Source organism: Chitinophaga filiformis, from assembly GCF_023100805.1.
Lineage (GTDB): Bacteria > Bacteroidota > Bacteroidia > Chitinophagales > Chitinophagaceae > Chitinophaga > Chitinophaga filiformis_B.
The window spans coordinates 1,389,251-1,408,642 of record NZ_CP095855.1; the positions used below are offsets into that span (position 1 = coordinate 1,389,251).

Genomic DNA, 19,392 nt, shown 5'->3' on the forward strand with positions numbered 1-19,392 from the left:
TGTAAAAACTTTAGCGGCAAAAGATAAGTAAAATATAAACGAAATTCCAAATTAGTAGTACGGATGGTGCTGATTACAGCAATTTTTTGGGCATGACACTGATATCGGAACCTTCCGCCAGTAAGGCGGAGACTGGCAACTGCTGTAACATCGGCAGGAAGGCAGGGCCATAGAGTACCGATGTATCGCAATGGTAACTGTATTCAACAACACGGTGTGTTCTCCACTGTGGATGTGTTACCTGGTATTCGCCTGTGCGCGTAGCCGCCATATGTGTGTATCCCCAATAATGATCTGTGATAAACTCAGCCTCACTGCCGGCGGCGATAGCAAATGGCGTTTTCTCTGCTGTAGCTTTCAGAAAGTTCCATTGCTGACCAACTTTCCATTCATAGCTGACCTGGAGCATATTGTCGGGTGTGTGCAGCCACTGATGTCGCATAGGATGTGTGGCATATTTCTCTTTGTAAACGGTGTTGGCTACGAAGGTGATCATTCTTTTAGGGACGATCTCTTTCACAAATACGACGCCTCTTTTCCATATACCTGCGTCTTTATAGCGTACATAGAAACGAAGGTTCACTTCCTCAAAGTGGCGATGAAAAGGAAGGGAAATACCTTTTACACGGGTGTTCTGAAACATAAAACCTACCAGGCTGACATAGTGGGTGTTATTCCAGGTATCCAGTTCTGTATTGTAGGGCACCAGGGACCGCAATACTGCAGGATCGGCCTCGAAGTTGAACATGAGGAGATTGCGCCAGGCGGCAGTTAAAAAAGGTTTTGCCATATAGTGCTTAATTGGGCTGCCAGTTATTACCCCGGATCAGGCTCTGGTAGTATTTGCATACAGGTCTTAATCCACATTGCTCACATTTGGGTGTCCGGGCCACACAAATATACCGGCCATGTAATATTAGCCAGTGATGGGCGATATGCACCTTCTCCGTGGGGATATATTTCAATAACTGTTTTTCTGTCTGAAGGGGAGTGGTCGCATTTGTGGTAAGCCCCAGCCGGGCGGAAACGCGGAAAACATGTGTATCCACGGCCATATTGGGTTGCTGGTGAACAACGGAGGTGATAACGTTGGCTGTTTTACGGCCCACACCGGGCAGCTTGACCAGCTCTTCTACGGTGGACGGGATCTCTCCGTTGAAATCCTCCATCACCATCTGCGCCATACCAATGAGATGTTTGGTCTTATTGTTCGGATAGCTGATGCTGCGTATCAGGGGGAATAGTTCGTCGAACGTAGCGTGACTCAGGGCCTCCACATCCGGATATTGCCGGAAGATGGCAGGCGTGGTCATGTTAACGCGTTTGTCTGTGCATTGGGCAGACAGGATGACCGCTACCAGTAATTGATAAGGATTGTCATAAATCAGTTCAGTCTCTGCATTGGGAGCATGTTCCTCGAAATAGCTGAGAACAAAGGCAAAGCGTTCTTTCTTTGTCATATCTGTAAAGATAGGGCAAAGATAATATGCTGCAAATATGCCGGATGTACTACCTACAGCCATGCTTTCGTCCGTAAAGACATGTACGGGCGTGGCGGCTATAGCCTTATGGCTGTTATGCTATTTTGAAGGCGTGACCTTCCGCGCATAATCAGCGATAGCCTGAAGAGTTTCTGGTCTTGGTGAGAAACGGATAGTATCCAGCGCCTTTTTTGTTTGATTCAGACAAATTTCTTCTTCACGAGATAATTCCGGGTCTTGGTTTGTCATCTTTTTAGGTTTATTAGCGCTACTTGCTACAGAATGTAAGGCAAAAAAAGAGTGTGTAGAATTCCCCATGCAATATTTTTTTAATACAATTGATTCGTTCCTAACTATATAACGGAGATTGTGCAAAATGTATTGTCAGCCGTAAATGAAATATTTCGAAAGTAAAGATAGCCGGTCTGTATGAAAATCCGGCCAGGAAAGGAATGCTTAACGTGGAGAGGCGAAAAAGCGCGTCTTTTTATTCTTTCTCAGTGATAATGAAGAGGTCCTCATCATCTTTTTTCATCAGGTACTTTTCACGGGCGAACTTTTCCAGCTTTTCCGGGCTAGACAACAATTCCTGTTGTTCTTTCCTGGTTTTACTGATCTCATCCTGGAAGAAAGTCTTTTGTGCTTCCAGTTTGTTAACCTCTGATTGTAATTCGTACTGGGAAATGAAATTCTTACTGTCAATAAACGCCAGCCATACGAGGAATGCGGCGGCGGATACGAAATATTTATTTCGCATATAAGCTGGCACTCTGATGGATTTTAAACCTGGCATATGTAATTGATATATAACCGGAAACGGTTGTTTAAAAAGCCGGGTTTTGAAATAACTCAAAACCCGGCAATATGGACCACTAATTAAATTATCGTCATCAAAGATCAGATCCCGAAATTCGACGTACGAGATTCAATCGAGCGTTTTTTACTTCTTACCAAATTTAACGGATTTTCCCGGATAATAAGCCACGTTGTCCAATTCTTCCTCTATACGGAGTAACTGGTTGTATTTGGCCATACGGTCAGTACGGGAAGCAGAACCGGTCTTGATCTGGCCGCAGTTCAGTGCAACTGCCAGGTCAGCGATGGTAGTATCTTCGGTTTCGCCGGAACGGTGGCTCATGATAGAGGTATAACCTGCTTTGTGGGCCATGTTCACTGCATCGATAGTTTCAGTAACGGTACCGATCTGGTTCACCTTGATCAGGATGCTGTTGGCAGTGTCCTGGTCAATACCGGTTTTCAGGCGTTTTACGTTTGTAACGAACAGGTCATCACCTACCAGCTGTACGTTAGCACCCACAGCTTCGGTCAGTTTTTTCCAGCCAGCCCAGTCATCTTCCGCCATGCCGTCTTCGATAGAAACGATCGGGTATTTTTTGCACCACTCAGCCCAGAAAGCAACCATTTCATCGCTGCTGATCACCTTACCGGAGCTCTTGTAGAATTTGTAAGTTTTGTCAGCTTCGTTGTACATTTCGCTGCTGGCAGCATCCAGTGCGATAGCAACCTGCTCACCTGGTTTGTAACCAGCTGCTTCGATCGCTGCGATCACAGTTTCGATAGCTTCTTCGTTGCTCTGGATTTCAGGAGCGAAACCACCTTCGTCACCTACGTTGGTGCTGTAGCCTTTCTTTTTCAGAACGGATTTCAGGTGATGGAACACCTCAACACCCCAGCGCAGACCTTCGGAGAAGGAGCTGGCGCCTACAGGAACGATCATGAATTCCTGGAAGTCGATCTTGTTATCAGCGTGCACGCCACCGTTGATGATGTTCATCAGCGGAATAGGCAGGGTAGTTGCGTTTACGCCACCGAGGTAACGGTACAGTGGCAGGTTAGCCTCATCAGCAGCAGCTTTGGCAACAGCCATGCTCACTGCGAGGGTAGCGTTAGCGCCCAGCTTACCTTTGTTTTCCGTACCATCCAGTTCTATCAGGAATTTATCGATACCGGCCTGGTCCTTCACGTCCCAGCCAATCAGTTCTTCAGCGATAATATCATTCACATTGTTCACAGCCTGGATAACACCTTTACCCATGTATACGGCTTTGTCGTTATCACGCAGCTCAACTGCTTCATGCTTACCAGTAGAAGCACCGGATGGAACGGCTGCACGGCCGAAGTGACCGTCTTCTGTGGTTACATCTACCTCTACAGTAGGATTTCCGCGGCTGTCAAGAATCTGCCTTGCATGGATTGCTGAAATGGTACTCATTGTTGTTTAATTGTTTTAATATAATAATGTAAGTTATTTAGTTGCCGGTTGTGTCTATCCGGAACCCCCTACTTTGTCAATTCCCTGAAGATAGATTCCAGGCTTTGTGAATTGCTTTGCAAAGAAAGGATGTTCCTGTTATTTATCAAAGCAAATTGTAGCAGGTTTTTGCGTACATCCTCCAGATTACCAGCAAACAATTGCCAGGTATTGGCATCCTGCTGTTTTACGCTTGTTACGCCCGCTATTTGCTGAAGGTCTGTATTTGATGGCACCGGTTCCCCGAAGGATACCTGGATATAACCGTTTTCCCTGCCGCCTTGTTGCAGATTTTGCAGGGTATCGTCAGCAATAATATTGCCTTTGTTGATAATAATGACCCTGCTGCACATCGCCTCCACTTCCTGCATGATATGGGTGCTCAGTACCACGGTCTTGTTCCTGCCTAATTCCACAATAAGCTGACGGATGTCAGCCAGCTGATTCGGGTCCAGACCTGAAGTAGGCTCGTCCAGGATCAGAACTTCCGGATCATGGATCAATGCCTGGGCCAATCCCACGCGTTGTTTATAACCTTTAGACAGGGCGCCGATCTTTTTTTTGCTTTCCGGTTGCAGACCGGTCATGGCAATGATCTCGGATATGCGCTTGTCAGTGTTCTTTCCCAGTTTATGTACCTGTGCAACAAATCCGAGAAACTCCCGGATATACATATCGAAATAGAGCGGATTGGCTTCGGGCAGGTAACCAACACGCTGTCTTACCTCCATTGGCTGGGTGACCACGTCGTATCCGCACACACTGGCGGTACCGCCACTGGGCGGCAGGTAGCCGGTGATCATTTTCATAGTAGTACTTTTTCCGGCGCCGTTTGGCCCCAGGAAACCTACTATTTCCCCTTTGCTGAGCGAAAAGGAAATATCATTGACCGCCCGTTGCTCCCCGTATACCTTGCTTAACTGTGTTACTGTGATTGACATTAGGTTTTCCACTTTGGCGCGGCTAAAGTATGAAAATCGGGTTAGAATAAAAATCGCTTATAATCGTCTACATGATAAACAGTTGGGTTCCAGCGAAGTCGGAATCGGGGGATGCATTTTTTAACTAAACTTTTATAGAGAAAATTAGCTGGGAATATATAATTTTAAATATATTCACAAATTGTAACCTGATGTGAGGCAGTGGGTTCCGATAATCTGGTTATTAATTTAAGCCTGCATACATTGTAAAATGCCCGATTGCAACAGTTGTTAATCAATAATCACAATACATTTTAAACCCTGCAAACATTTAACATTTCATGGCAATTAATTTACAGAAGGGACAAAAAATAGATATCGGGCTCTCCCAGATCAGCGTAGGGCTGGGATGGAACCCAAACGAAGGGACAGGGAATGATTTTGATCTGGATGCGTCGGCATTTATGATAGACAGCAACAGATTAATCCCCACGGAAGGATTCTTTGTTTTCTATGGCAATACCAACTCGCCTGACGGTGCGTTACATCATACCGGCGATGACCCAACGGGCGGTAACAGCGCTGATGGGGATGATGAAACCATTAAGGTAGATCTGTCAAAGGTGCAGCAGGACATCAAGGAAATACTGTTTGTCGTGACCATCCATGATGCGATAGCACGTAAACAGAACTTCGGACAGGTACGGAATTCCTATATCCGTATCGTCAACGATGCCAACGGTGAGGAAATTGCGAAATATGAGCTGGGAGAAGACTTCTCGGTAGAAACCGGAGTAGAATTCGGCCGACTGTACCTGAAAGATGGCAAATGGCGCTTTGAGGCTTCCGGTATCGGTTACAAAGAGGATCTGGCCTACTTCCTTGGGAAGTACTACAAAGGACAGATCATTAAATAGTCTATTCTATCACACACTATTGAAATACACTTTATGGCAATTAACTTAGTTAAGGGACAAACCATTGACCTCCGCAAAAATGATAAGGGGGAAACCTACGATCTTTCCACAGTAACAATTGGTCTGGGCTGGGATGTCCGTAAAAAAAGCGGTGGCTTTTTTGGCAAGCTGCTGGGCGGTAAGGAAGAGGAATTTGACCTGGATGCAATCGCCTTCCTGCTGGACAAAAACGGTAAGGTGGCTGACCTGGGTAAGACCGTACAAACCAATGACGGCCGTAACCTGAGCCTCTACCAGGGAGATGTGATATTCTTCAACAGCCAGCGTCACCCCTCAGGCAATATCTGGCTGACAGGCGACAATCGTACAGGCGCCGGTGATGGTGATGATGAGCAGATCATTGTGAAACTGGATAGCCTGGATGCGAAATATGATAAGATCCTGTTTGTAGTATCGATCTACCAGGGCCGCCAGCGCAATCAGCACTTTGGTGGCATTGAGAACGCATTCATCCGCGCAGTAGATAACAGGGGAAAAGAGATCGTTAAATTCAATCTCTCCGGAGATGCTTCATACAATAATATGTGCTCGCTGGTATTTGCAGAAGTATACCGTAAAGACGGTACCTGGAAATTCAGAGCACTGGGTGATCCTCAACCGGCAGATAGCTTCGTTGAGATCCTCAGGAACTATGTTTATTAATTAACCCTTCTATTAAGAGTCATTCATGAGAAGATTACCGGTTTATTTAGTGTTGGATACCTCAGGCTCGATGAGCGGTGAGCCCATAGAAGCAGTAAAAAATGGTGTACAGGTGCTGATATCGACTTTGAGACAGGATCCGTATGCATTGGAAACAGCGTTCCTTAGCCTGATCACTTTTGATACCGATGCACGCCAGCTGGTACCGCTGACAGATCTGTCATCTTTCCAGATGCCGGAACTGAAAGCTGCAGGTGGTACTTCATTGGGAGCAGCTTTGCAGACAGTAGCAGACAGTATCAACAGGGAGGTGGCAAAATCTACCATCGATGTGAAAGGCGACTGGAAACCGCTGGTATTCCTGATGACGGATGGTATTCCAACCGATCAGTGGCAGCGTGGATTGAATGCTTTTCAGAATAGTAAAATAGGTATTACAGTAGCCTGCGCTGCAGGTAACGGGGCCGATGTAAACCTCCTGAAACAGATCACCAATACCGTGGTATCACTCGATACGGCAGATGCCGCTACAATCAAAGCCTTTTTCAAATGGGTGTCGGCTTCTGTAAGCACCGGCAGCCAGAAAGTGGAAAGTGGGGATAAGGAGGTAGCAGGCCTGAACGAACTGCCGCCACCTCCTCCGGAAGTGAATATCGTTGTGTAACATGGAGAAGACCAGACATGTATCTTTCGATCTGTGGATGACGTTAATCCGTTCGCACCCTTCCTTTAAAACGAAGCGTGCAGGCCTGTTCCGTTCCTTCTTTTCGCTGGAGGCATATGCACCGGAAAAGGTGGAAGCTGTGTTCCGGGAAACAGATGTACTCATCAATAACATGAACGAAATAACAGGGCGTAACGTGCATACATTCGAAGTGTATCTGTTATGTCTGCATCTGCTGGGTACTGATATCAGAAATGTGCACCCGGACAGGCTGGAGGAATTCTACTGCCTGTCCGAGGCACTTTTCTTTGAATATCCGCCCCTGCCTTTGTACGGGGATATAAAACAGTTGTTAGCCGCTTTGCAGGCACAGGGTATTACCACAAACCTGCTGAGCAATACAGGGCTCGTTCAGGGACGAACTTTACGTAAGTTAATGGCAGCATGGGGATGGGACGCCCACTTTGCATTCCAACTGTATTCAGATGAAACGGGATACTCCAAACCGGATATACAGATGTTCAACCTGTTGTTGGAAAATGCCGCTTTATTACATACAGATATTGCACCTGCACAGATCTGGCACCTGGGCGATAACCCGGTGGCCGATGTACAGGGAGCACAACGTATGGGGATATACGCTACGCTGACAGACATTGTTAATAACCCCTTAAATAAGTTGTTAAATGAAAGATGTTTATGCCTTACATAGCATTGTAGATGATGCCCGTTTTCCTTTTGATCCTGCTGCCTACAGCCGTTTCAAGTTCGGGGACGGCGCAGCTGCGGAGGCATTTGGTGCTGCACTGGCTGCAGGTTTCATTGCTACTTACCGAAACAGGTTGTCAGAAAATGATCAGCTGGTAGTGTTGCCAAGCCCCTATACCAGTATCCCTACGGCCTCCTTTCACATGACTGCTGCGTTTATTAAAGTGCTGAACAGGTACCTTTGCATGAATGGAATCAATCCTGCAGAAAGTGCCAAGATCCACCGCTTCAAAACATACAGCATCGACTACGGCGCCTTGGATATGGAAAGCAGAAAGGCGCTTATCATCAATGATAAATACCATCTCGATAAGGACTTCCTGCTGGGCAAAACGCTGATCTTTACCGATGATATCCGTATTACGGGAAGTCATGAACTGATTATCCGCAACCTGCTGCAACGCTATGAATTAGGCAATACTGCTTATTTCCTTTACTATGCACAACTGCAGAACGGCAATATTCATCCCAACATAGAAAACAAACTGAACTACTATAGTGTACATTCCCTCCAGAGCCTTGAACCAGTGATTTGTTCACCTTCGTTCAGGTTCAATACGAGGGTGGTAAAATACTTACTCCATGCACCTTTTGCGGAGTACGAACAATTGCTGATGAAGCTAACGCCAGCCTTCCTGCAGGAACTGGCGGACTGCTGCATCAGTAATAATTACCACCAGATGGAAGAGTACAGAAAGAACGCAACTTTTTTATTTGATCATCTTCAAAAAATCATACCATCATGGCAATCAATTTGCAAAAAGGAGAACGGGCCAATATTGAACTACCAAAATTCACTATTGGCTTAGGATGGGATATCAATGAATCACATACAGGCGGAGAGTGTGACCTGGATGCTTCTGTATTCCTGCTGGGAGAGAACAGAAAGATCCTGTCAGATCCATATTTCGTGTTTTACAATAACCTCGAATCTCCGGATGGCGCCGTAAAACATTCCGGCGATAACCGCACGGGCGCCGGCGATGGCGATGATGAGACAATCCATGTAGACCTGTCTGTTATCAATCCTGCAGTAAAAGAGATCTGTGTAGTGGTGACCATACATGAAGCTGCTCAGCGCAAACAGAACTTCGGACAGATCCGCAACTCTTTTATCCGTATTTATGATGCGGCTAAAAATGTGGAACTGGTGAAATATGAACTGGGGGAAGATTTCTCCATCGAGACTGCCGTTGAATTTGGCCGCATCTATAAACGGGAGAACCAGTGGCGTTTTGAAGCGGTAGGTCTTGGTCAGAAAGGTGGCCTGGAAGATTTCCTGGCCAAATATGCGTAATTGAATTTAACACTTACAATCATGAGACGACTTCCGGTATATCTGTTGCTTGACACCTCCGGCTCTATGAGAGGCGAGCGCATAGAGGCAGTGAAAAACGGACTGCAGGTATTGGTTTCAAAATTAAGGCAAGACCCTTTTGCACTGGAATCAGTGTGGATCAGCATTATCACTTTCGACAGGGAGGTGAAACAGCTTCTGCCTTTGACCGCTTTAGAGTCATTGCAATTGCCGGAGATCACTACGCCGGAATCAGGTCCTACCAACATGGGAGCCGCCCTGGAACTGCTGTGTACCAAGCTGGATAATGAGGTGATCAAAGGAAATGATACACAGAAAGGAGACTGGCGTCCGCTGTTGTTCCTGATGACAGACGGTAAGCCTTCAGACCTGGCGGCATTCCGTGAGGTGGTGCCTAAGATCAAAAGTAAAAACCTGGCCGCTTTAGTGGCCTGTGCCGCCGGTGCAGAAGCGCAGGACAGTTTCCTGAAAGAACTGACAGACACGGTAGTGCACCTGGATACTGCTGATAGTTCCACACTGATGTCCTTCTTTAAATGGGTATCAGCATCAATTGGTACGGGCAACAAGAGTGTGGGAACTACTGAAGAAATACAATTGCCACCGCCGCCGGCAGAAGTACATGTAATTATCTAACGAGGTATCTGTTGATGCCTTAACCTAAGAACTATACCAATGTTTTTCATTATTCATCTTATCATAAACATCCTCATAGTAGGACTCTTTTTGTACTCAAAACTGCTGCCTTATGAAGACCGTTTGACTGGTCAGTATAAGCAGACATTCAATTTCTTCAAGAGTATTTTTAAACCCGTACTGGGACTGTTCAGCGGTATTAAACCATTTCAGGTTGGAACAGGTCTTTCCGTTGATATGACACAGATATTGTTACTGATCATTTTGCTGGTGCTTAATTATTTCTACTGATGAGAAGACTACCTATTTATTTTCTCATAGATGTATCTGAATCTATGGTGGGAGAACAGATCCAGTTTGTTGAGGAAGGGTTGGCGACGATCATTAAAGAGTTGAAATCCGATCCTTATGCGTTGGAAACCGCATGGGTCTCTATCATCGTTTTTGCCGGTCAGGCAAAGACAATAGTACCATTGCAGGAAGTGATCAGTTTTTATCCGCCAAAGTTCCCGATAGGTGCGGGCACTTCCCTGAGCAATGGTCTTGGCCACCTGATGTATGAGCTGCGAAAGAATACAGTACAGACCACTGCCACGCAGAAGGGCGACTGGAAGCCGATCGTATTCCTCTTCACAGATGGTACGCCGACAGATGATAGTAGTGCTGCTATTCGTGATTGGAAGCAGAACTGGCAGAATAAAACGAATACGGTCGCCATCTCATTTGGCGATGAGAATAACCTGAGTGTATTGAAGGAACTGACAGCAACCGTGCTGATGTTCAAGAATACAACACCACAGTCTTATAAAGAGTTCTTCAGATGGATTACCGCATCGATCAAATCCAGTAGTGTGAGTGTGAGCAATAATGGTTCGGGCATGGAACTGGCAAAGCTGAGCGATGGCGTGATAGAGAAGGTGGATATTGATAAACTGCCTCCTGTGAAACCAGGATTTGTGGACACTAACTATGCCATCTTTGCCGCAAAATGCCAGAACACCGGGAAGCCTTATCTCATCAAGTATAAGAAAGGATTACGTCCCGTGAACATCAGTGGCATGAACATGCAGTCGATGGGATATAGGCTCAACGGCGCATTTCCGGTGGATAATGCCTATTTTGAATTGTCAGCTGACGGTGGCGTTATTAATAGCAAGGTGAATACAGACGAGCTGGAAGGCTTTCCTACTTGTCCCTGTTGTGGTAATCAGTACGGCTTCAGTGTATGTTCCTGTGGTAAAGTGCACTGTGTAGGACGGGAAGAAGTGAGTACCTGCTCCTGGTGCGGTAAACAAGGCAAATACGGTTTTGGGGAAGGCAATATGGATATAAACAGAACGCAGGGATAATGACCGGACAAGATCAGGCTTTTATAGAAGCGCTGCTGCGGCATAAAGGATGGCCGGTATCAGAAAATCAGCAGGCACTGTTTGACAAATTTGTATCGGAAGAGCGTATTCAACAGGCAGTGCAAACGATTATAAACACTCAAAAAGATATAGTGGAATCCTGGAAAGAAAGATCACTGATTGACGATATTCTTCAGAAACATATTGTGCTGCCAAATGCAAAGGTGAATAAAGCATACAGCTTTCTCTTTGACCCGGAAGGAATGGGTTTGCAGGAGATGGGTGATTTTGAATGGAATATTCCGGAGGGGTTGGGTATCGCATTTGATGAAGCCGCCAATACAATTTCGGGTATACCCTTGCAACAGGGAGAGTATGTACTGACGCTGTGTTTCCGCTTGAAACATCATCCTGCGGATAAACCCTTTACAGAAAAAAAGATATTACTGGTTATTAATCCTGATCCGAAATCTTTGTGGCAGAACCTGCCTTCCGACACGCAGGATAAGTACTGGCAGCCAGATATGGCTGCTGTTGCCTTACCTTTTGGCGACCGTAAACTGGTCATCGCTTCCAAAAGGGGACGTAGCCATGCGCATGAGGGAAAATTCAGAGATGACAGTTTCGGATGTGATTTTAATGTCGAAAAAGGCTGGGGCATCATTGCCGTGGCTGATGGCGCCGGATCTGCAAAATATAGCCGTAAAGGAGCTGATATTGCCTGTAAGGCCGCTGTAGGCAGCTTCCAGGAACTGCTGGCCGGCGATAAGATGGCTGGTCTGGAAGAAGCGATCGGGGCGTATCTGAACGATCCCAGTGAGGATAGCCAGAAAAAAGTAAGCATTCAGTTCATTGAACAGCTGGGCAAGCTGGCTTTTACTGCCCAGGGGAAAATTAAACAGGAGGCTCAGGATAATGGGGCCGACATAAAAGATTACTCAACCACACTTATTTTTGCGCTGGTAAAGAAATATACAGCAGGTTATGTGATCAGTTCTTTCTGGGTAGGAGATGGCGGTATCGGCATTTACCAGGATGCCACAGGTGAAGCTTTTGTGATGGGCACACCTGATAGTGGTGAGTTTGCAGGTCAAACCCGCTTTCTGACAATGTCTGATATCTTTGCCAACGGAGCCTATGTGAACCGTATCCGCTTTAAAGTGGTGCCCGATTTTACGGCGTTGCTCCTGATGACGGACGGGCTGACCGATCCGAAGTTCCAGACAGACGGCAACCTGCAGAAAAATGAATATTGGCGTCAGCTATGGCAGGACCTTGCCGGCGTTAACGACGATGGCGCCAGGGTGAACTTTTCAGGTACCATGGAGGAAGTAAAGGAAAGCCTGCTCAACTGGCTGGATTTCTGGTCGCCTGGCAATCATGACGATCGTACCATAGCTATTTTATACTGATAAGGAATACATGAGCAACATTATTACAGTTACAGCGCAGGATGGAAAGTCTTATCAATATGTTGATAACGGCGACCCGATGCAGGGAGGTATGAAGGATGTTTATTTCTCTCCGGACAAGTCATACGTAGTGGCTTTCTTCAGGGATAAACAGGACTTCAATTCCAAAGAGCGGCTCAACAATATTGTGAATACGTTCCGGGAAAGGATCTTCAATCAGCCCGGAGGAGAATACTGGAAAGATCTCTTCTGCTGGCCCAATAATATCGTGGAACGGGACGGGAAAACCGGCATTATAGTACCGGTATATCAGAAGAAATTCTTTTTTACCAAAGGGTACAACCCCGGCGCCGCCCAGATCGTATCTATTGCAGGAAAAGAGAAGGAGGGGAGATGGTTTGCGTCTGCACAGTTCAGAAGTCGTCAGTTCAAGCTTCACCTCGATGAAAGTGAACTGGGCGACTGGTTCAAGTTCTGCCTTATCTGTATCAAGATTGCGCGGGCTGTAAGGCGTATGCATGCGGCAGGTCTGGCCCATTCAGACCTTTCCTACAAAAACGTGCTGATCGATCCTATTACAGGCAGTGCAGCGATCATTGACATTGACGGATTGGTGGTGCCTGGAAAATTCCCGCCCGATGTGATCGGGACACCCGATTTCATTGCACCGGAGGTAATGGCCACCAAACATCTTCCGAAGGAAGATCCTGCGCGTAAACTGCCCAGTATTGCTACAGACAGGCATGCGCTGGCAGTAATGATATACATGTATCTGCTGTATCGCCATCCTTTACGCGGAGGAAAGATCCATGACACGGATGCGCAGAAAGATGAAGAATTGTCTATGGGGGCGAAGGCATTGTTCATAGAACATCCGACAGATACTTCCAACAGGCCACGGCTGGACCAGGTGAAACCTACTCACCTGCCCTGGGCCGATGTGAATAAGATACCATATACCGTTTGCGGTCCCTACCTGAAGGAATTGTTCGATAAGGCATTTATTGACGGACTGCATAACCCTTCACTCCGTCCTACAGCCGATGAATGGGAACAGGCACTGATCAAAACGGTAGATCTGCTGCAGCCCTGTCAGAATAAGCATTGCGACCAGAAATGGTTCGTATTCGACAATACCACCAGTCCCTGCTGTCCGTTCTGTAATACACCTTATCGTGGACAATTACCCGTATTGAACTTGTATTGGTCAAGAAAAGCGGGTAGCTTTACGCCCGAAAATCACCGGTTAATGGTATATCATAACCAGTATTTATATCCCTGGCATGTGAATAGAAACATTTATCCGAACGAAAGACTAACAGATCAGCAGAAAAAACCGGTGGGATATTTTGTATTTCATAATAATAAATGGCAACTTGTCAATCAAACGCTTACATCTTTAAAAGATGTTACCGAGGGGAAAGATATTCCGGTAAACTCTATGGTAGAGCTGACAGATAACAAGCAGTTACTGCTGTCCCAGGAAGAAGGAGGACGGCTTATAGTAGTGCAACTCGTAAACAATTAACGTCTATCAACAAAAACAAGAAAATAACAAACAACTATGCAAATTGCTGAAATGTTCCAGCAGATCTTAGACAACCCGATACCCGCGTTGCTGATCGTCGGAAACCTGATTATTATTGAAAGCCTGTTGTCGGTGGATAATGCGGCTGTATTGGCTACAATGGTAATGGACCTGCCAAAGGAACAACGTAATAAAGCGCTGAAATACGGTATTATCGGTGCTTATGTCTTCCGTGGTATTTGCTTATTGTTCGCATCCCTGCTTATTAAAGTGTGGTGGCTGAAGCCAGTGGGAGGACTTTATCTCCTGTACCTGACCTTTGATTATTTCAAGAAGAGAGCTGAAAAATCAAAAGCAGAAAAGGCGGGTGTTGTAGAACAGGACGCTGAAGAAATCGATAAGAGCAGCAACTGGTTATATAAAGCAACCATTGGCTGGATGGGCCAGTTCTGGGCTACAGTAGCCCTGGTGGAGCTGATGGACCTCGCGTTCTCTATTGACAACGTATTTGCAGCAGTTGCATTCAGCGATAATATCGTATTGATCTGGACCGGTGTATTTATTGGTATCCTGGCAATGCGATTTGTAGCACAGGGCTTCGTAAGACTGATGGAAAAATATCCTTTCCTGGAAACTGCGGCCTTCCTGGTGATCGGGGTACTGGGTATCAAACTGATGTTATCTATCTATGAGCACTTCTATCCTGAAACTGCAGCTGCCCAATTCCTGGAAAGCCATGAGGCAGACTGGGCTACCTCCATCATCACGGTGTCTATCTTCCTGATCCCGATCATCACGAGTGCACTGTTCAACTTTCCTAAAAAACATAAAGTGGAAGCCAAGGTGGATTAATAAAGATCGTAACAACTTCTTAATACAAAAGGACCGGTACATTGCCGGTCCTTTTTGCTTTTGTAACAAGTGCTCACAAGTTACTTAAGCAGAGATATAAATAGTATGTGTAAGGTCATACCCGCCGGTGGTGCTATTGGTTGTAACAGTAGCAAGTTCATTATCCAATGAATCCATAATGATGTTGTCCTGTGCATTGGTGATTGAATTCTGTCCATGTGCGCTGTAAAGCGATGTTTTATAAACAGCGGTATTGATGGCGTCGGGAAAAGCAATCTGCGTAGTCAGTTTCAATGAGCTGTCTACGTAGATCTGCGCGTGTATATGTGTAACACGGCCTGTGTACCAGCCGGGATAAATAGAGGTGAATTTTACCTGTCCGGCGCTGTCCGTGTATTGCAGGCCACGACAGAAAACGAGGGCGGTATTATCCTGCGTGCCGAGATAACCGGTATTACTGTATCCGGAATAGTAACCGTCTTTATCGCAATGCCAGATGTCAACCCGTGCATTACTTATGATGTTACAATTGTCTTTCACATTGCGTACCGTGATAAGAATGCTCAGCGGCAGGCCGGTTTTACCATCTGTAATATCTACACGCTGTATGGAAGAGCCCCTGCTTTTATACAGCGGATACGGACCGTCAGTTTCAGTATCAGATACGGTACAGGTTTCACCAGTTTCTGTATCGGTGCCTGTGGAAGTGTCTGTATCAGCATTGGTAGTAGTATCGTCTTTGCCGCATGCGTTCAGCATAGGTACGATGGAAGCCAGGCCCAGTATGCCCATACCGTTCCTGAGAAAATCTTTTCTTTCCATATTGAGTTGGTTTGTTCACTGATATAACTGTATTACCAACACAAATATTTTTTTTATGCGGGACATGGCCATAGGAATGCGGTAAAGCAGCTTTATGTTGCGGTGAACAGCATTAAAGTCGCCGGAACTGGCTGAAGAAAGCATCTTCATAACTACTGCCTACAGGTATTTCATTTCCGGCTATCATAATAGTTTTATTACGCACCTGCTCTATGCGATCCATGGCTACAATGTAAGATCGATGTACCCTGATGAAAGATTGTGGTGGCAGTTTTTCAAGGAGTACTTTCATTGTCATTCTGATAATCAGTGGCGGCTGCTGGTGGAGGTGAATTTTCAGGTAGTCATCAAGCCCTTCCACAAAGAGAATATCCGCGACCTGTACCCTGGTCAGTCCATAGTCCACCCTGAATATAAGTGGGGGTGGTGAAGCAGGATGGGATTGGTTGAATTGCATCACATGTTGTGCTTTTTGTACTGCCTGCAGGAAGCGCTCAAAGGTGAAGGGCTTCAGCAGGTAGTCCACAGCGTTGAGGTTAAAACCTTCAACAGCATATTCGCTGTGAGCCGTTGTGAAGATGACCAGCGGCTGTTGTTGTATGGAGCGATACAAATCAACACCGCTTACAGAAGGCATATTGATATCGAGGAAAAGCAGGTCTACCGGATATTTTGCCATGAACTTCAAGGCCTCTTCCGGTATATTGAATGTCTTCTGCAGCTGTATGAAATTCACGTTCGCACAGAAGTGTTGTATCAGCTTTAATGCCGGTAATTCATCATCTATGGCTATAGCTTGTAAGGTCATGATAATTGCAATGAAAGAGATACTTCAAAATAATGTTCCTCATCCCGGATCAATAATGTGTGCCTGCCTGGATATAACAGCTGCAGACGTTTCCGGGTGTTTCCCAGACCAAGGCCGCCTGCTTCCTGCTTGTCCTGTACCGTAACTTTGTTATTGAAAGCAGTAAAATGTAATTGTTTTTCTTCAATTTTCACCGAAATGCGGATGTCTGTATTTTCCGCTGCGTTCACACCATGTTTGAAGGCATTTTCTACAAAAGAGATCAGGATCAATGGTGCGATCTGTTGCCCGGTTGCCTTGCCTGTCACTGTAAATGACAAAGGTATCGAGTCTCCAAACCGCATTTTTTGCAGTTCGATATAATTACTGAGATAGTCAATTTCCCGGCCTAATGGTACCAGTTCGTTGCCGGCATCGCTGATCACGAAACGCATCATCTGCGACAGCTTGACGATCGCATTGCTGGTCTGGTCCGACTTTTCAATAGCCAGAGAATAGATAGTATTCAGCATATTGAAAAGAAAATGCGGATTGATCTGTGCTTTCAGGTAAGACAGCTCTGCATTGAGTTTTTCCTTTTCTGTCTGTCGCCAGCGGTAATTGATCTTCAGGATCAGGGAGAAAAAGAACACTGCCAGGAACAGGAACACCTGGTGACTTACATCAAGCAGCAATGAGCGGGATACCTGTTCGTGTGGCCTGGGGCGGTGGAAGTGGTCGGGGGGCGGATAGGGCCGGTCCGTTGCCGGCGGAGATTCCTGCCCGTAGGGAGGGATAGTGTCAGCCGGTAGAGGAGTGGGCGAGGGGTCAAACTGCCTCGGTGGCCGGTCTGAAGGTAGTGGCATCGGATTGTTGGCAGGCCATTCATACCCGGCGCGGGAAGGGCCTCCCTGAAAGCCGATCAGCAGGTTGGGCACCAATACTATCGTTATAAAGCACAGAAAGGTGATCAGGAAGAGACTGGCGTACTTACGCTGGAAGTAATAATTGGGGATCAGCCAAAAGTAATTGACATAAAAGAACAACAGCAATGCCAGATAAACGAGGAAATCTTTCAGTGCAGGCGGGTATTTCCACAGATCAGACAGGTTACTGGCATCCGGCGAGAAAACGATCGGTAAGGCCAGGAAAGTAATGCAACCGGCAATATGTATGAGCACCTGACTGAGTCTACCTTTCATAATGGGCTGTTAAGGCACAAAATTAGGATTTAGAGGATATTGATTTCCCCTTATTTTTGCGTCATGATAAAACGGATATTCGGGTTATGCGTCCTATTACCTCAGCTGTTACATGCTCAGTTACCGGAAAAGAACTATCCACAGGGATATTTCCGCAATCCGCTGGCTGTGCCTATTCAACTTGCCGGTAATTACGGAGAGCTTCGTCCCAACCATTTTCACGCGGGCATAGACATTAAGACCCAACAGAAGGAAAATCTGCCTGTGTATGCGGCAGCAGACGGATATGTAAGCAGGATCGGCGTATCTCATACGGGTTATGGGAACGTGTTGTACATTACCCACCCTAATGGGTATACTACTGCCTACGGCCACCTGAATCGCTTTTTTCCTGCCCTGGAGCAGTATGTGAAGCAACAGCAGTATGCCGCAGAGAGCTGGGCAACAGACCTGAAAATTCCGGCAGACAAATTTCCCGTAAAGAAAGGCGACTTCGTGGCATGGAGTGGTAATACCGGCGCTTCTGGTGGCCCGCACGTGCATTTTGAGATCAGGGATACGCATACTGAGCATCCGCTGAATCCATTGCTGTTCGGTTTCGATATTCCTGATACCAAGGCGCCTGAAGTGTTCAGGATCGCCATATACGATATGGACAGGAGCGTTTATGACCAGACGCCTACCATACTACCGGTAAAGAAGGTGAACGGCGAATATGTGCCTGCTACCCCTCTTGTTAAAGTAAGGACAGCTCTGGCAGGAATCGGATTGAATGCGGTAGATCGTATGAGCAATGTGCCCAACAGTTACGGAATCTATGAAGTGGTGATGTTCGATAAGGATGTGCCTAATAGTGGTTTCCAGATCGATAATATCGGTTTTGAGGAGTCCCGTTATATTAACGCCCATACGGATTATAGAATAAGAAAAGGCGGTGGCCCCTGGCTGCAGCTGCTGTTTTCCGTACCTGGCAATAAGCTGGAGATCTACAAGGATGTACAGGGAGATGGTACTATTGACCTGTCAGATGGTACACCTCACCCCGTAAGATTACTCGTGAAGGATGCCTATGGTAATTCAACCACCGTAAAATTTACCCTGCAGCAGAGTGGTGATGCACCGGAGCCTACCAAATGTGCCAATACAATGTATGCGGAGTCCCGGAATATCTTCGAGAATAACCAAGTCGAATTCTTCCTGGAAGAAAATTCCCTGTATGACAGGATCTGCTTTAACTATGCTGAAATTCCGGCCGGAGAGAAGTCTAAGTCTTCTTCTTCTATTTTCCGTCTTCATACCGCGCTGGTGCCATTGCACAGCAACTTCACCCTGCATATAAAGCCTGACAGACCTATACCGGCGGCACAACAGCACAAGGTAGTAATGGTACGTGAGGGACTGGGAGAAACTATTGCGGGTACTACCCTGGAGAAAGGCTGGTACGTCGGGCAATTCCGTGAGTTTGGAGATTTTCACCTGGAAGTGGATACTATTGTTCCCAAAATAGCTTTGCTGGGAGTGAAGAATGGCGCAAACCTGTCGAAGGCTGCAAAGTTATCTTTCGCTATCAGTGACAACAGTGGTATAAAAGCCTACAGGGCCGAACTCGATGGCAAATGGCTGATGTTCGCCCGCAGAGGTAATGTTATTTCTTACACTTTCGACGAGCATTGTAAGCCGGGTAAACACAGCCTGCGCATGCTGGTGACAGATATAGCCGGTAATACCAAAGAACAGACCTTCACATTTACGAGATAGCAGA

Annotated in this window: 22 protein-coding genes; 13 read left to right on the forward strand and 9 right to left on the reverse strand. The window is 46.3% G+C overall.

Translation table 11 applies throughout. The features are described from left to right. Positions 1–73: 73 nt before the first annotated feature. The 6 genes from MYF79_RS05820 to gldA form a co-directional block, all read right to left on the reverse strand. Entirely contained in the window at positions 74–790 is a 717-nt protein-coding gene (locus tag MYF79_RS05820; RefSeq protein WP_247812977.1) for a YqjF family protein, read from the reverse strand. Between the two features lie 7 nt (positions 791–797). Beyond that, complete coding sequence (gene nth, locus MYF79_RS05825) at positions 798–1,460, reverse strand: endonuclease III (protein WP_247812978.1); 663 nt, start codon at positions 1,458–1,460, stop codon at positions 798–800. Positions 1,461–1,580: 120 nt separating this feature from the next. Beyond that, positions 1,581–1,799 carry a hypothetical protein gene (locus tag MYF79_RS05830; RefSeq protein ID WP_247812979.1) on the reverse strand — a complete coding sequence of 73 codons (219 nt, stop codon included), beginning with the start codon at positions 1,797–1,799 and terminating at the stop codon, positions 1,581–1,583. Between the two features lie 169 nt (positions 1,800–1,968). Continuing rightward, the gene (locus MYF79_RS05835; RefSeq protein ID WP_199654769.1) at positions 1,969–2,274 is read right to left on the reverse strand and encodes an FtsB family cell division protein; all 306 of its coding nucleotides are present in this window, start codon (positions 2,272–2,274) and stop codon (positions 1,969–1,971) included. Between the two features lie 147 nt (positions 2,275–2,421). Then, positions 2,422–3,714: a phosphopyruvate hydratase gene (eno, locus tag MYF79_RS05840; protein ID WP_247812980.1), complete on the reverse strand. Its 1,293-nt coding sequence runs from the start codon at positions 3,712–3,714 to the stop codon at positions 2,422–2,424. Positions 3,715–3,782: 68 nt separating this feature from the next. After that, positions 3,783–4,694, reverse strand: coding sequence for a gliding motility-associated ABC transporter ATP-binding subunit GldA (gldA, locus tag MYF79_RS05845; protein WP_247812981.1), 912 nt, complete (start codon positions 4,692–4,694; stop codon positions 3,783–3,785). A gap of 320 nt (positions 4,695–5,014) precedes the next feature. On the opposite strand from gldA, the gene MYF79_RS05850 reads away from it, so the two are divergent. The 12 genes from MYF79_RS05850 to MYF79_RS05905 are packed head-to-tail and all read left to right on the forward strand — an operon-like array spanning position 5,015 to position 14,819. Continuing rightward, entirely contained in the window at positions 5,015–5,590 is a 576-nt protein-coding gene (locus MYF79_RS05850; RefSeq protein WP_199654772.1) for a TerD family protein, read from the forward strand. A 33-nt stretch (positions 5,591–5,623) separates the two neighbouring features. After that, complete coding sequence (locus MYF79_RS05855) at positions 5,624–6,292, forward strand: TerD family protein (RefSeq protein ID WP_247812982.1); 669 nt, start codon at positions 5,624–5,626, stop codon at positions 6,290–6,292. 25 nt (positions 6,293–6,317) lie between these two features. Continuing rightward, positions 6,318–6,956 (forward strand): vWA domain-containing protein, encoded by a 639-nt coding sequence (locus MYF79_RS05860; RefSeq protein ID WP_247812983.1) that lies wholly within the window; start codon positions 6,318–6,320, stop codon positions 6,954–6,956. A 1-nt stretch (position 6,957) separates the two neighbouring features. Continuing rightward, positions 6,958–7,668, forward strand: a complete 711-nt coding sequence (locus MYF79_RS05865; RefSeq protein WP_247812984.1) for an HAD family hydrolase — start codon at positions 6,958–6,960, stop codon at positions 7,666–7,668. Then, positions 7,643–8,533 carry a phosphoribosyltransferase family protein gene (locus tag MYF79_RS05870; protein WP_247812985.1) on the forward strand — a complete coding sequence of 297 codons (891 nt, stop codon included), beginning with the start codon at positions 7,643–7,645 and terminating at the stop codon, positions 8,531–8,533. Before MYF79_RS05865 ends, MYF79_RS05870 begins: the two co-directional genes overlap by 26 nt. Beyond that, positions 8,464–9,021: a TerD family protein gene (locus tag MYF79_RS05875; RefSeq protein ID WP_410688417.1), complete on the forward strand. Its 558-nt coding sequence runs from the start codon at positions 8,464–8,466 to the stop codon at positions 9,019–9,021. The genes MYF79_RS05870 and MYF79_RS05875 overlap by 70 nt, the downstream gene beginning before the upstream one ends. Positions 9,022–9,042: 21 nt before the next feature. Then, the gene (locus MYF79_RS05880; protein WP_247812987.1) at positions 9,043–9,678 is read left to right on the forward strand and encodes a vWA domain-containing protein; all 636 of its coding nucleotides are present in this window, start codon (positions 9,043–9,045) and stop codon (positions 9,676–9,678) included. A gap of 39 nt (positions 9,679–9,717) precedes the next feature. Further along, positions 9,718–9,969, forward strand: a complete 252-nt coding sequence (locus MYF79_RS05885) for a hypothetical protein (protein ID WP_247812988.1) — start codon at positions 9,718–9,720, stop codon at positions 9,967–9,969. Then, on the forward strand, positions 9,969–11,027 hold the full coding sequence (locus tag MYF79_RS05890; RefSeq protein ID WP_247812989.1) for a TerY-C metal binding domain-containing protein: 1,059 nt from the start codon (positions 9,969–9,971) through the stop codon (positions 11,025–11,027). Before MYF79_RS05885 ends, MYF79_RS05890 begins: the two co-directional genes overlap by 1 nt. Beyond that, a complete protein-coding gene (locus tag MYF79_RS05895) occupies positions 11,027–12,439 on the forward strand; it encodes a PP2C family serine/threonine-protein phosphatase (protein ID WP_247812990.1) in 1,413 nt (470 codons plus the stop codon). Before MYF79_RS05890 ends, MYF79_RS05895 begins: the two co-directional genes overlap by 1 nt. A 10-nt stretch (positions 12,440–12,449) precedes the next feature. Next, positions 12,450–13,967 carry a helix-hairpin-helix domain-containing protein gene (locus MYF79_RS05900; RefSeq protein ID WP_247812991.1) on the forward strand — a complete coding sequence of 506 codons (1,518 nt, stop codon included), beginning with the start codon at positions 12,450–12,452 and terminating at the stop codon, positions 13,965–13,967. A 36-nt stretch (positions 13,968–14,003) separates the two neighbouring features. Continuing rightward, positions 14,004–14,819 (forward strand): TerC family protein, encoded by an 816-nt coding sequence (locus MYF79_RS05905; RefSeq protein WP_247812992.1) that lies wholly within the window; start codon positions 14,004–14,006, stop codon positions 14,817–14,819. Between the two features lie 84 nt (positions 14,820–14,903). Here MYF79_RS05905 and MYF79_RS05910 read toward each other — a convergent pair whose 3' ends face one another. The 3 genes from MYF79_RS05910 to MYF79_RS05920 form a co-directional block, all read right to left on the reverse strand. Next, positions 14,904–15,641 carry an intradiol ring-cleavage dioxygenase gene (locus MYF79_RS05910; protein ID WP_247812993.1) on the reverse strand — a complete coding sequence of 246 codons (738 nt, stop codon included), beginning with the start codon at positions 15,639–15,641 and terminating at the stop codon, positions 14,904–14,906. A 112-nt stretch (positions 15,642–15,753) separates the two neighbouring features. Further along, a complete protein-coding gene (locus MYF79_RS05915; protein WP_247812995.1) occupies positions 15,754–16,449 on the reverse strand; it encodes a LytR/AlgR family response regulator transcription factor in 696 nt (231 codons plus the stop codon). Then, positions 16,446–17,630 carry a sensor histidine kinase gene (locus tag MYF79_RS05920; RefSeq protein WP_247812996.1) on the reverse strand — a complete coding sequence of 395 codons (1,185 nt, stop codon included), beginning with the start codon at positions 17,628–17,630 and terminating at the stop codon, positions 16,446–16,448. Before MYF79_RS05920 ends, MYF79_RS05915 begins: the two co-directional genes overlap by 4 nt. Positions 17,631–17,693: 63 nt before the next feature. Between MYF79_RS05920 and MYF79_RS05925 the strand changes: the two genes are divergently transcribed. Next, complete coding sequence (locus tag MYF79_RS05925) at positions 17,694–19,388, forward strand: peptidoglycan DD-metalloendopeptidase family protein (protein ID WP_247812997.1); 1,695 nt, start codon at positions 17,694–17,696, stop codon at positions 19,386–19,388. Positions 19,389–19,392: the final 4 nt, after the last annotated feature.